General features: G+C 40.0%; 15 protein-coding genes. 14 read left to right on the top strand and 1 reads right to left on the bottom strand.

The genetic code is table 11. The features are described 5' to 3' along the window. Positions 1–10 precede the first annotated feature (10 nt). The 7 genes from AM500_RS19595 to AM500_RS19560 all read left to right on the top strand — a co-directional run bounded on the left by AM500_RS19595 (position 11) and on the right by AM500_RS19560 (position 7488). On the top strand, positions 11–1297 hold the full coding sequence (locus AM500_RS19595; RefSeq protein WP_053600737.1) for a GntP family permease: 1287 nt from the start codon (positions 11–13) through the stop codon (positions 1295–1297). 29 nt (positions 1298–1326) lie between these two features. Then, positions 1327–2103 carry a 3-hydroxybutyrate dehydrogenase gene (locus AM500_RS19590; protein ID WP_053600736.1) on the top strand — a complete coding sequence of 259 codons (777 nt, stop codon included), beginning with the start codon at positions 1327–1329 and terminating at the stop codon, positions 2101–2103. A gap of 330 nt (positions 2104–2433) precedes the next feature. Beyond that, on the top strand, positions 2434–4335 hold the full coding sequence (locus AM500_RS19585) for a Xaa-Pro dipeptidyl-peptidase (RefSeq protein ID WP_053600735.1): 1902 nt from the start codon (positions 2434–2436) through the stop codon (positions 4333–4335). A gap of 536 nt (positions 4336–4871) precedes the next feature. Then, entirely contained in the window at positions 4872–5489 is a 618-nt protein-coding gene (wrbA, locus tag AM500_RS19575) for an NAD(P)H:quinone oxidoreductase (protein WP_053600733.1), read from the top strand. Between the two features lie 208 nt (positions 5490–5697). After that, complete coding sequence (locus AM500_RS19570) at positions 5698–6024, top strand: hypothetical protein (protein WP_053600732.1); 327 nt, start codon at positions 5698–5700, stop codon at positions 6022–6024. Positions 6025–6175: 151 nt separating this feature from the next. Then, a complete protein-coding gene (locus AM500_RS19565) occupies positions 6176–6625 on the top strand; it encodes an NUDIX hydrolase (protein WP_231688047.1) in 450 nt (149 codons plus the stop codon). Between the two features lie 302 nt (positions 6626–6927). Beyond that, positions 6928–7488, top strand: coding sequence for a sugar O-acetyltransferase (locus AM500_RS19560; RefSeq protein WP_053600731.1), 561 nt, complete (start codon positions 6928–6930; stop codon positions 7486–7488). Positions 7489–7573: 85 nt separating this feature from the next. On the opposite strand, the gene AM500_RS19555 is transcribed toward AM500_RS19560, so the two are convergent. Beyond that, positions 7574–8035: a YrvL family regulatory protein gene (locus AM500_RS19555; protein ID WP_156319859.1), complete on the bottom strand. Its 462-nt coding sequence runs from the start codon at positions 8033–8035 to the stop codon at positions 7574–7576. Positions 8036–8331: 296 nt separating this feature from the next. On the opposite strand from AM500_RS19555, the gene AM500_RS19550 reads away from it, so the two are divergent. The 7 genes from AM500_RS19550 to AM500_RS19525 all read left to right on the top strand — a co-directional run bounded on the left by AM500_RS19550 (position 8332) and on the right by AM500_RS19525 (position 12830). Further along, complete coding sequence (locus AM500_RS19550; protein WP_053600729.1) at positions 8332–8778, top strand: hypothetical protein; 447 nt, start codon at positions 8332–8334, stop codon at positions 8776–8778. 2 nt (positions 8779–8780) lie between these two features. Continuing rightward, positions 8781–9005, top strand: coding sequence for a helix-turn-helix transcriptional regulator (locus AM500_RS19545; protein WP_053600728.1), 225 nt, complete (start codon positions 8781–8783; stop codon positions 9003–9005). Positions 9006–9028: 23 nt separating this feature from the next. Next, positions 9029–9760 carry a DUF4386 domain-containing protein gene (locus tag AM500_RS19540; protein WP_442853978.1) on the top strand — a complete coding sequence of 244 codons (732 nt, stop codon included), beginning with the start codon at positions 9029–9031 and terminating at the stop codon, positions 9758–9760. 617 nt (positions 9761–10377) lie between these two features. Continuing rightward, a complete protein-coding gene (locus AM500_RS19535) occupies positions 10378–10863 on the top strand; it encodes a hypothetical protein (RefSeq protein ID WP_053600727.1) in 486 nt (161 codons plus the stop codon). Positions 10864–11035: 172 nt separating this feature from the next. After that, complete coding sequence (locus AM500_RS25965) at positions 11036–11182, top strand: hypothetical protein (RefSeq protein WP_197282626.1); 147 nt, start codon at positions 11036–11038, stop codon at positions 11180–11182. 150 nt (positions 11183–11332) lie between these two features. Continuing rightward, positions 11333–11794 (top strand): GNAT family N-acetyltransferase, encoded by a 462-nt coding sequence (locus AM500_RS19530; RefSeq protein ID WP_053600726.1) that lies wholly within the window; start codon positions 11333–11335, stop codon positions 11792–11794. A gap of 154 nt (positions 11795–11948) precedes the next feature. Further along, a complete protein-coding gene (locus AM500_RS19525; protein ID WP_053600725.1) occupies positions 11949–12830 on the top strand; it encodes a PhzF family phenazine biosynthesis protein in 882 nt (293 codons plus the stop codon). Positions 12831–12950: the final 120 nt, after the last annotated feature.

The following is a 12950-nucleotide window of genomic DNA, read 5'->3' as shown; positions in this document are numbered from 1 at the left end:
GTGATCTCCGGTGCTAAGTATTATTGTTGGTTTGCTTTTGTTAGTCGGATTAGCTTATCTTGGCTGGTCGATTATTTGGGTTGCACCGCTGGCAGCCGGGGTTGTAGCGTTACTAAGCGGATTAAATGTATTTGAAACCTATACACAAACGTATATGGACGGACTTGTTGGCTTTGTTAAAAGCTGGTTTCCAATCTTTCTATTAGGAGCTATCTTTGGAAAGCTAATGGAAGTAACAGGCGCGGCGAGGTCAGTCGCCAAAAAAATTACGGAACTGATTGGCAAGAAAAGAGCTCTCCTTGGAGTGCTTATTGCCGCGGCCGTTTTAACATATGGCGGAGTAAGTTTGTTTGTAGTCGTATTTGCGATATATCCAATTGCACTGGAATTGTTCAGGGAAGCTAATATTTCCCGTAAATTACTTGTTCCAACTTTTGCGCTAGGGGCGTTTACGTTCACAATGACATCCGTTCCTGGAACACCGCAAATTCAAAACTTGATTCCAATGGATTACTTTAATACGACTCCTATGGCGGGTCCTGTAATCGGGATTGTGACGACACTCATAATGGCAGTTGGCGGTTATCTTTTTCTTGCCCATAGCCAGAAAAAGCTTACGGCAAAAGGCGAGGTATTTACTGAGCCGGCTAAAGGCCCGGCATCATCAGACAAGGATGAAGATGATGTTCCAAACTGGATTCTTTCTATAATTCCTTTAATCGTCGTCGTTATTTTACTTAACGTTGTTAAAATCGAGGCCCTCTATGCATTGATCATTGGGGTGCTCAGCATTATGATTCTTAACCTTAAGGATCGCAAGAAGTTTGTAAGCTCAATAAACGAAGGTGGAAAAGGGTCAGTTATGGCGATTTTGAATACAAGTGCAGCTGTAGGTTTTGGAGCGGTTATAGCCGTGGTACCTGCATTTGATGAAATAACTACCTGGTTATTTAACCTTTCCGATAACCCATTGGTCGCAGAATCATTGGCAGTTCAGATTATGGCGATGATTACAGGTTCCGCTTCAGGCGGGATGGGGATTGCCCTGTCCACTCTGGGTGAATCCTTCGCCCAATTGTCACAAACGACAGGAATCAGCCCTGAAGTTTTCCACAGGATGGCTGCTGTAGCATCTGGTGCATCGATTCTTCCTAACAATGGCGCGTTATTAACGCTGCTTGCGGTAACAGGATTGAGTCACCGGGAAACCTATAAGTATGTATTTGTGGTAGCCTTGCTGATTCCTACACTCGCTATGATTGTTGGGATTATCATGGGCGCTATCGGATTGGTTTAATATATAAAAACATTTGGAGGGGATTTATAATGGTTGAAAACAAAGTAACTATAATTACAGGTTCAGCACGCGGGATTGGTTTTGAAATTGGCAAACACTTTGCCGCAGCAGGTGCAAAGGTTGTTCTTTCGGATATCAACGAGGAACAAGTAAAGGAAGCAGCTGAAACCCTTAAAAAAGAAGGATATGAAGCGATCGGCGTGAAAGCTGATGTAACAAGTGAAGAAGAAATCGTCAATTTAATCAAAGTTGCAAAAGAAACCTATGGCACTGTTGACATCGTCATCAATAACGCTGGTTTGCAGCATGTGTCGCCAATTGAAGATTTCCCAACAGCTAAGTTCGAATTGATGCAAAAAATCATGCTTGTTGCACCATTCATCATGACCAAGCATGTATTCCCTATCATGAAGGAGCAAAAGTTCGGGCGTATTCTTAATATCGCATCAATTAACGGTCTAATCGGATTTGCTGGCAAGGCGGCTTACAATAGTGCCAAGCATGGCGTCATTGGTCTTACAAAAGTGGCTGCACTTGAAGGTGCAGAGCACGGTATTACAGTAAACGCAATTGCACCAGGATATGTTGATACACCGCTGGTACGCGGGCAAATGGCCGACCTGGCAAAAACACGCAATGTACCTCTTGAAGATGTATTGGCTGAAGTACTACTGCCACTCGTTCCGCAAAAACGTCTGCTTGATGTAAGTGAAATTGCAGATTATGCATTGTTCCTAGCAAGTGATAAAGCGAAGAGTGTGACTGGCCAAGCTGTTGTAATTGACGGCGGCTATACAGCACAATAATTCTATTTCTACCAGCCCCCAGCCTTGGGGGCTTTTTTTTGTAGGCCCGTTCTACCGTTTTGAGCAATTAGCGGCATTTCTTTAAAGTCTCTTAAAGACTTCATCTTCCCATTAGCTATCATTACTTAAAAATAATTTGCAGCGGTCAAAGAATCTCCTGCTGCTCTAAAGGTCCTGGACTATATCATTTCTTTAGGGATTCCCTCCGCCTATTTTACTAGTTTAAAAATACTTCTTTTCATTAGATACAATTTACTTAAAATTTTGAATATTAAGTTATATACTTAAGATTGGTGCAAACCAAATTAGTAGAAACAAGGAGGAAAAATCATGAGGAAAAAGGTCTTATCCGCCGGTTTGTGCTCTGTTCTTTCGCTATCACTATTGGCAAGCGCAAATCCGTGGATGGTTAATGCCGAAAGTAAGAAGAGTCAGGCGGTCCAAACTTATGACAATGATAAGGGTATGGAGTGGAAGGGAATCCCGCTGAATGGTTTAATTCCGGAAACAGCCTCAGACGCTACAAAAATTGAACTCGAAAATGGCATGACGAAACCGATTTACTCCACCGATGAGGCAATCACAGAAAAATTATTTGTTGAAACAGAAATAGATAGTGATAGAGACGGTAAGCGCGATCGGGTTTCCATCACAATCCACCGTCCAAAAACGAATCCTGGAGTTAAGGTACCTGTCATTTATGAAATGAGTCCGTATCGCTCCGGTATTCTAAATGTGCCTGTGTTTAATGTAGATGTCGACTTAATACCGGTCTCACACCCCGGCAATGGCTATGGACGCGGTGGTAAGCCCTATGCAAATGCACAAGGACAGGCTGCCAATCTAGGTTCTTTAGGAAATTACTATGTTCCCCGCGGGTACGGTGTGATTCTTGCTGAAAGTATCGGGACGGGGAAATCCGATGGCTGTCCAACAACTGGCGATGAGAGGGAAATTCTCGGAACGAAGGCTGTCATTGATTGGCTGAACGGCCGTGCGAATGCCTTCACTGAGGATGGAAAAGAGGTCAATGCCGATTGGTCGACTGGGAATGTCGGGATGACGGGTACTTCCTACAATGGGACATTGCCGAATGCCGTAGCAGCAACAGGTGTCGAGGGTTTGAAGACGATTATTCCAGTAGCAGCCATCAGCAGCTGGTATGATTATTATCGTGCCAACGGAGCCGTTATCGCCCCAGGCGGTTATCAAGGTGAAGATGCTGACAACCTCGCGGAAGCAGTATTAACGCGAAAAAATCCAGAGGTGTGTAAAGAGGTAATTGCCGAACTTAAACGTGATCAAGACCGCGAATCAGGAGATTACAGCGAGTTCTGGGCGTATCGCGATTATGTCAAAGATGCGGATAAAGTCAAGGCGAGTGTTCTCGTTGTTCATGGATTGAATGATTGGAACGTCAAGACAAAGCAATTCGCCCAGTGGTGGGAAGCATTAGGGGAAAATGATGTTCCGCGCAGATTGTGGCTGCATCAGGGCGGACATTCAAGCCCGTCCGGGAATAACTGGCCGCAATTACGGAACAAGTGGTTTGACTATTATCTTTATGGAATTGAAAACGGAGTGATGAATGAACCAGCCGTAGATATTCAGCGCGAAGACAAAACCTGGAAGAAAGAAGCCAGTTGGCCAGCACCTGGTTCTGTTTCCACAAAACTTCATTTAACAGGTTCGGGAAATGATTTTGGGGCAATGGTTTTAAATCCGGTTCCAAATCAGCCGCACGATAAGCAATCATTAATTGATGACCCGAAGACGAAGGCAAATGTTTTAATTGCTAACCCTGACCTTAATTCTCCGAACCGCTTAGCCTATGTAACACAGGAATTAACCGGTGAAGTACGGATCAGCGGAACACCTAAAGTCAGTATCCGTGCCAGCATTGACCGCCCAGCCGCGAACTTAACAGCATTGCTCGTCGATTATAGCAGTGGGGCACCTGTTATCGTTTCGCGCGGCTGGGTTGATCCGCAAAATCTTCATTCGGTGGATCGCTCAGAATCACTAGTCCCAGGAAGAGATTATACGTTTGAGTGGGCAATGGAGCCGAAGGATTATATTTTTAAAGCTGGGCACAAAATCGGCATTGTGCTAATAGCCAGCGATTTCGACTACACCCTTCGTCCTAGCGCCGGAACTAAAATCACAGTAACCCCAACACGCAGCGAAATAACCCTGCCAATTGTTGGCGGGAAAAATGCGTTTCATCCATAACTAAAATATGAAACTATCTTAATAGAATAAGACCAAGAGCCCTCTCCAATTATCGGAAGGGGCTCTTTTTATTTACAGCAATGAATATGTAAACGTACTAAAATCCAATTGATAAAAAGGTGGTTTAGTTGAAAATGTGAAGGTTAGCAAGTTTCCTGTTTTAATAATTGCAGCTGTATTCTCTGTACTTACAGCCTGCTCAAGCTCTACCATCAGGACCGAGGCCAAAATGCAAAGTATTGGTAATTTTCATTGACGATAAATTCGCACCACTCGGCTTCCGGGATGAAAAGAACAATCTTGTGGGGTTCGATATTGATTATGCAAAGCAGCCGCTAAAAAAATGGGCGAAGAGGTAAAATCCCCGCCTATCGACTCTAGCGCAAAAGAGGTCTTTTGCATAAAGCAAATGGGTTAAAGCCATAATAATCCTGTTTAAGGAGATTGAAGGAAAGGTATCAATATATTGGTGGTGAATCCGAGTGGGTTTCTTTTCTAGATTATTTGGAAGATCAACGAAAAAGGAGATGAAGCAAATGGCAAACGTAAATCTGGCAGTTGTATTTTACAGTATGGGTGGTACAAATCTTCAGCTGGCAAAATGGGCTGAAGAAGGCGCACGTGAAGCCGGTGCAGAAGTTAGGGTGTTGAAAGTCGAAGAGCTGGCACCTGAATCCGTTGTTCAAGGAAATGAAGTATGGAAAAAGACAACAGATGCAATGAAGGATATTCCAGTCGTTTCATCTGATGACCTGGAGTGGGCCGATGCAATTATCTTCAGTACTCCAACCAGATTTGGTAACGTTGCATCCCAAATGAAGCAGTTTCTGGATACTCAGGGCGGACTTTGGGCAACCGGCAAAACAGTTAACAAAGTCGTCAGTGCAATGACCTCCGCACAGAATCCGCATGGCGGACAGGAAGCAACAATTTTGGCACTATACACATCAATGATGCACTGGGGTGCGATCATCGTACCGCCGGGATACACAGATCCAGTTCTGTTCGGGGCTGGCGGCAACCCATACGGAACCAGCGTTACCGTCGGTGAAGATGGCAAAATGAAGGACATGCCACAGGCGGAAGCCGCTGTAAAACATCAAGCAAAACGTACAGTCTCAGTGGCGGAAATGATTAAAAAAAGTAACCAATAAGTAACTGCGAATCGGGGAAGTTCCCCGATTCGTTTTTTTGTTTGGACCTAATCCATAACAGGAGAAGTATTCTTAAAACAAAGTCCTTATGAAATATGGAAGAATTGTTGGTTTGGAAAAGAGCTTCTTAAAGGAAACCGTGGCTTTTTGTCGAAATTAGAAGTAAATAAAAGGAATTAAATCATCCGAATTTGAGGAGGTAGGATAGATGCCTTTAGAACAGGAAGTAATAAGCTTACTAATTAGCGGTTTCTCTATTGTAATGGGAGTTGCATTTCTGGTTGTCCTGCTGGTATGGATCAGAGATAAACGTGCTGCATACGCTTGGGTAGTCTTACATTTTGTTATATTTTCGGTAGCAATATATTTCTTTCTACAAGCTATTTCCTTTAATTATATTCATCCGATGGCATCCGAAGAAATATCCCTTCGGATAGCGATGTCTGGGATTGCCTGGGCCTTGAGTATGGTATTTTTGATAATCGGAATACTTAGCTTTTCTAAAAAGAAAAAGTCAAATAATAACATTTTCTAGACGTTTTGCTATCTTCAGAGAACAGAAACGTCGAGAAAACCACACTTTCTAGACGTTTTGCCGCCTCCGGAGAACAGAAATGTCGAGTAAAACACACCTTTTACAAGTTGCGTTTATAAGGACCAGTATCATCTAATGGAGTCATCAGGGAGTGGAGGAAAAAGATGAGAAAAGGAGAAATTCGGGCAATATCAATCTGTGTTTTAAAAAAGGCGATTCAATCCTGGTCTGTGAAGGCTTTGACCAGGTAAAGCAAGATTATTATTATCGTCCCATTGGCGGAGGAATCGAATATGGGGAAACAAGTTCAGAAGCATTGGAAAGAGAAGTGCTCGAAGAAATCGGCGCGAACATCATTAACATAAAACACTTAGGGACAATTGAAAATATTTTTACCTATAACGGTGACCTGGGCCATGAAATCGTTTTTGTGTATGACGCTGAATTTGTTGATAAATCATTCTATGAAAAATCAACTTTTATAGGGATTGAGGATAATGGCCAAAGAATTAAACTATCCTGGAAGCCGCTTAATTCATTTGCAGACAATAAACTAAGATTGGTACCAGAGGAATTAGTAACTTTGCTAGTAAGAACTTAAAAATCGACATCCTTTTTCGACCAGATTTTTTATTACCAGGTTATGAGCTGTTCGACAGCTTGATTTAAAAGAATACCTCAAGGCCAGTTTTTACTGCCGGTAGTTGAGAAAATTGGCAGCAAGATTATTTGTTGGTTTACAAAGCCTTGGACTTGAACTTATGATCAATAGGATAAATACATAGAGTAGGTTTGCAGAGTTTGTATAGTAGCTGTTAGAAAAAAATGGTCCATTCACTGAGAAACACAAAGAGGGTTTATCAGTTTGGATATACTTCAAATCCATTGAAAGTAGGTCATACGATGAAAACCGAAAAAGAAAAAATGATCGCAGGAGAAATGTATAACCCCGCTGACCCTGTATTGCTAAAGGATCGTGAGGAAGCAAGGCGCAAGGTCAGGGTCTATAACCTAACAAAAGAATCTGAAGGCGAACTGAGAACCCAGTTACTGAAGGAATTACTCGGTTCCACTGGGGAAAACGTGTATATTGAGCCAAATATCCGCTTTGATTATGGCTATAACACGCACGTAGGCGAAAACTTTTATGCAAACTTTGATTGCACGATTTTAGATGTTTGTGAAGTGCGATTTGGGGATAATTGCATGCTGGCACCAGGAGTCCAAATCTATACGGCAACACATCCACTTCATCCAACTGAACGTAATTCCGGTAAAGAATATGCCAAGCCGATTACGTTTGGAAACAATGTCTGGATTGGGGGAAGCGCAATAATAAACCCTGGGGTAACGGTAGGAGACAATGTCGTAATCGCCTCAGGTGCCGTCGTTACGAAAGATGTACCAGATAATGTAGTAGTAGGCGGGAACCCGGCAAGAATCATTAAAGAGATTGAACTCTAGGACTTAACAATAATTGACCATAAAAATGGTAAGCGGCTATAGCCTATTCATAAGGCCAAGCCGCTTTTGCTTTCTTTAGTATTTATCACTGCTGCTGCTTTTTCACCTGAGAGCCCCGTTTCTCATCCTTATCCAGGACTGTTTCAATGATCGCGATAATACAAGCAATACCAAGCAATGTCGGCTGGCTGATATAAATAGAATCCATAAAAAAGTCCGCCAACGATAAAATCGACCAATTAACCAACCCGTTTATTAAAAACCTCGTCGAAATGTTATCTGCAGAAAGAAACGACAGCAAGACCTCAAAGACCTTAACAACAAGCTCTCCCGGAATTCCTAAAAGGAAAAACAATACAACAAATAAAAAGAATGAAAACAAAGAATCATATTGAACTCCCACCAGGTTGAAAATCCCCAAAAGCCCAAAATAGTAAACTCCAAAAGCAAATCCAACAGCACCCATAATCAGTACTGCAATAGCAATGATAATAACTACCTTTGTACCAAACGACTCTTCCTTAAACGATTTATCGTCCTCTCCCAAACCATTCACCCCAATAACCAACCAAATAGTCCCTTCATTTTATCATAGCTTTTTTCACAACAACCTTCTTTTTGGAAAAAGCCGGCCTGCGCCGGCACCTACGACCAAAGCGGCAACCACATTCACTTCGCCCACCATTCCCACCAAAGAAAACCAACAAGAATGGCTATTGGAGCTAGCTCTGTAAAATAGGCTTAATTTTCTGAAACTTTTTATTGACTCTATGTATAGTTTGCTTTACATTAAGTATATAAAACTTTACACTTTGTAAAACAAAGCATACAGGAGGTGCAAATTTGACGTATCAAGAAAAGAAAAGCATCGTTTCTCTGTTCAGCACAATCCTCATTTTTATTGGCTATTGCTTGTACATGTACCCGAGGCATCCAGGAGGAGGCCTCGAATCCGCTGCAACCTTTCAATACTGGGGCTCCTTCGTCCTCATCCTGACTTTATTCTCCGTAGTCGCACATATTATAATCAGCATTATTTTTAACATCTACTATCGGATAACGACTAGAGAAAAGGAACCAAGTTTCGAGGATGAACTCGATAAATTAATTGGATTGAAAGCATTCCGGAATTCATTCTTTCTGTTTGTTAGCGGCTTCCTGTTCGCAATGGGCTCGCTGGTCTTTTATCAGCCGTCACAGGCGATGTTCATCATCCTGATCCTGGCAGGATTCATCTCGGATCTGGCTGGTTCGATTACAAAACTTTATCACTATCGGAAAGGAGTATAGCCGTGAGTAAGAATCTTGTCGGCAACCATATTCGCAAACTACGCTTCAACCATAATGAAATGACACAGCAGCAGCTCGCTGACAAGGTAGGTGTAACTAGACAAACAATCGTAGCTCTTGAAAAGGGAAATTACTCCCCATCTTTGGAACTGGCCTTCCGTATCGCTCTCGCCTTTAACTTGCCGTTGGAAGAAGTATTCTTTTATGGGAACGATCCAAAAGAGTAAGCTTGAATTTAGGAAAGTAGGGGATGGAATTGAATTCAAACAGAAAAGCGGCAAAACTTGTAGGGGTATTGTTTATTCTCGCTGCGGTCACGGCAGTTATCGGCCTGAAATTGTACGATCCAATCCTAATAGGTCCAGACTACCTTATGAATGGCGCTGAACATGGAAGCCAGATTGTACTTGGCGCTGTTATGGAACTGTTCCTTGTCGTTTCAGCAATTGGCACTGCAACAGTCATGTTCCCGATATTAAGGAAATACAACGAAACAATCGCCATATGGCATGTTTGCTTCCGGTTTCTCGAAGCAATTGTCATCACAGTTGGAGTAATTAGTGTTCTTTCCCTTCTAACTTTGAGCCGTGAATTTGTATCGGCAGGAGCCCCGGATATTGCCTCCTACCAAAGTTCAGGAATTTTGTTAAAAGCAATTCACGACTGGACCTTCATGCTTGGCCCGCTTTTCATGCTAGGACTCAACACCATCATGTACAGCTATATATTTTATAAAACCAGGCTCGTTCCAAGACCGCTATCCATCCTTGGTATTACAGGTGCAATCTCTGTATTTGTATGTTCCTTACTGGTCATGTTCGGCGTCATTGAGCAAATTTCTGTGTGGGGCGGCATTTTGGCTCTGCCAGTAGCAGCTAATGAAATGATCTTAGCAGTATGGCTGATCTCTAAAGGCTTTAATGAACAGGCGCTTGCTTCCATTTCAGTTACCAAACAAAACGGTGTAATAACCGTAACTTAAGTAAATCAATGTAGTATGAACAAATGGGCACTTCCGTTGATATCACCGGCTATAAAAAAGTAAATGGTTCTGTATTTTAGTACAAAAACTAAATCAGCACTCCAATTAGCAGTCCAATTTAATTAATTAGACTGCTTCTTTATTTTATATAAATGAACGGTGACTTCACATAGCAATCGCTACCTTGTTGACACATTAACAATAGTTATTGTCACCGTGGAAATTTGATTGATATGGTAAAAGGATGTACTGAAATTTATAAAAGATTAATTGGTTATTTATGTTAAAATTAAGGAGGCTTACTCAAATATCGGGCGTGGAAAATGGTGGTGAAATAAGTGAATTTTGCTGAAATTAACTACTCGGCAATCAATTTTTGTCATAATTCTACTAATAATCTTGTTGCCTATATTGGGTTATTTTGTAACGTTGTACACGGAAAGTACGGTTTATATTCCATTTATAGCGATTGCAGTTTCGTTGGTGGGATGTTTAATAGCTAAAAGATACATAAAATGAGGTAATAAAAATAAGGTAGGTTAGCAAAAAAATAAAATTGCTAAGCGGTGCCGTTTAGTTTACCAAGAATGAATATTAAGCTTTAGGGGGAAAAGCTTTTGAAAAAAAGTCTTACTGTACTATCAATTATGTTAACTGGCACACTCGTTGTGTTTCTTGGTTTGATTTACTTTAGTAATCCAATTACTATAAACGGAAGTTCAACTTATGAAGATATGAACGGGAACAAAGAGATTGTATTTCATTTAGATAACGAAGGAATTAGTAAGGTGCTAATAAAAGAGGTACTAATAAATAACCAAGTTGGCAAGGTGGACTTAGGGATTAGTTATGATACTTCACATATTGTACAAAGCGGGACGGATAACGAGTCGATAAAATTTGTTGATTTTGGGGAAGAATTTGTTAATCCCAGACTCTCAAGTGATCAGGTAATAGATGCCCTCAATAAAAAAGAAAACACTCCTATTCAATACGGCATTAGAATTAAGAACTTTAAGCAACCAATTGAATTCATTACGATAAAGTACAAATATTTCGGGTTACCTGTTTCCAAAGAGATTAATGTTATTAATGAACTTTAAATAATCTTAATAACTAATGGTGCTTTAATCCAAGAAGGATTAAAGCACCTTTTTGCGCTAAAGGGGGAGTAGCGTTTAAGAAGGCCATTAAAGATATTCAATATTTTGATTTTTCCAAGGGGATCGATGGTAAAATTAAACTAACAAGTTTTAGCCGTTGGAGGTTTAATTAATGAAGAAGTTTGTTGATGACTTGGCGGGAGCTATATATGATGTCTTTAAGTTTATCATAAGGTCAATTAGTTATTTACTGGCGGGGATGATTATTGTTGCTGCTCCCATGTATCTGATTGTTTGGATAGTAAGGTTGTTTCAGTAATTTTATTGAATTTACGTGTGCGATAATCCAGTAAGGATTACGCACCTTTTTGTTGAATTTCTTATTGAACAAACGGGAGTTTTGTTGATTAACTCTTAATTAAAAGTTTAAATTGATTACAGAACATGTGAAAAATTTGGGGGAATTAAATTGGATATATGGACTAATAAAGGATTTTCGATTTCTACAAATAAAGAGTATTTAGATTTACCATTAATACATAACTACTTATCTCAAGAAGCATACTGGTCAAAAGGTATACCCGTTCAAACTGTAAAAAAGGCAATAGAAAATTCTCCGCTATGTTTTGGGGTTTATAAAGGTGATGCAGGTAAAGAAGATTTTGAACAAGTCGGTTTTGCGAGGGTAATCACTGATTTAGCAACGTTCGCTTATCTTTGTGATGTGTTTATATTGCTTGATTATCGGAAAATAGGGCTATCAAAATGGTTAATGGATTTTATCACAAACCATTCCGAATTACACGGAGTTCGCAGATTTATGTTAGCTACAAATGATGCACATTCATTATATAGCCAATATGGTTTTGAACAGATTAATAATCCCGAACTATTTATGCAAAAGGTACTTAAAAATCCGTATGAACAGTAAAATTACTTCAACTAAAACGGTCTTTGAATCCAAGATGGTTAACAGCTTTTACTTGAATCCTTATTGTAAAGACGGAGCAGCAATCCTGAATCTTAAAAAGAAAATAAATAGCAAGTTATAAAAATTCTACAGTCAAGGTGGAGGTATAGAAATAATGGGGAAAATTATTTTTTCAATTGTGGATGTTTTTTCACAAGGGAAATATACAGGAAATCAACTTGCTGTTTTTAAGAATGCAGAAAATATTTCGGATAATAAAATGCAACAAATAGCCAAAGAGATTAATTATTCAGAGACCACTTTTATTTTATCAGATACACAAAAAGATGATGGTTATGATGTTCGTATTTTTACACCTAATGAAGAGGTTCCTTTTGCTGGACACCCCACCTTAGGAACTGCATTTATCATTCAAAATGAAATAATAGGGGAACCAATAGATAAGCTTATTCTAAATTTTAAAACCGGACAGATACCCGTTTCGTTCGATAAACAAGAACAAATACTTTGGATGAAACAAAATACCCCCACTTTTGGCCGAATTTTAGATATAAATAAGGTTTCTGCTGTTTTAAATGTAAATAAAGACTACATAGATGATAGATTTCCTATCCAGGAGGTCTCAACAGGACTTCCTGTGATTGTTGTACCTTTAAAATCTTTAGAAGCTGTTAAAAAAGTTAGAATTAATAAAGAAAAATACTTTGAATTAATCGAGCATACTGATGCAAAAGCAATTATGGTCTTCTCCCCTGAAACATATAGTGTAGATAATCATTTGAACGTTCGAGACTTTGCAGATTATTTTGGTATTCCAGAAGATGCTGCTACTGGAAGTTCTAATGGTTGTTTGGCTGCTTACTTAGTTAAATATCGGTATTTTGGTAAAAGCGAAATTAATATTCGTGTAGAACAAGGATATGAAATTAAAAGACGATCTTTATTGTTTTTAAAGGCAAGTAATGAAAACGGCGAAATAATAGTATATGTGGGAGGAAAAGTAGAAAAAATTGCTCAGGGCGAATGGTTTCTATAATTAAAATAATCTTCCTCTTATTTAGCGGGGATCCTTATCTTTAAGGGGATTACTGTAAAAAATGCTTAGAGACCCTTGCTCGGAGCCTTTTTTCTTGTAAATACACTTCCCGAATTTCTT

The organism is Bacillus sp. FJAT-18017, from assembly GCF_001278805.1.
Classification (GTDB): Bacteria; Bacillota; Bacilli; order Bacillales; family Cytobacillaceae; genus Bacillus_D.
The sequence above is the reverse complement of the archived record's forward strand: the minus strand, read 5'-3'. Positions and strand labels throughout refer to the sequence as shown.

Coding starts and splice junctions, on each gene's coding strand:
- AM500_RS19540 (WP_442853978.1), top strand. CDS start 9,029: ATGGAATTGAATTCAAACAGAAAAGCGGCAAAACTTGTAGGGGTATTG.
- AM500_RS19560 (WP_053600731.1), top strand. CDS start 6,928: ATGAAAACCGAAAAAGAAAAAATGATCGCAGGAGAAATGTATAACCCC.
- AM500_RS19585 (WP_053600735.1), top strand. CDS start 2,434: ATGAGGAAAAAGGTCTTATCCGCCGGTTTGTGCTCTGTTCTTTCGCTA.
- AM500_RS19525 (WP_053600725.1), top strand. CDS start 11,949: ATGGGGAAAATTATTTTTTCAATTGTGGATGTTTTTTCACAAGGGAAA.
- wrbA (WP_053600733.1), top strand. CDS start 4,872: ATGGCAAACGTAAATCTGGCAGTTGTATTTTACAGTATGGGTGGTACA.
- AM500_RS19570 (WP_053600732.1), top strand. CDS start 5,698: ATGCCTTTAGAACAGGAAGTAATAAGCTTACTAATTAGCGGTTTCTCT.
- AM500_RS25965 (WP_197282626.1), top strand. CDS start 11,036: ATGAAGAAGTTTGTTGATGACTTGGCGGGAGCTATATATGATGTCTTT.
- AM500_RS19590 (WP_053600736.1), top strand. CDS start 1,327: ATGGTTGAAAACAAAGTAACTATAATTACAGGTTCAGCACGCGGGATT.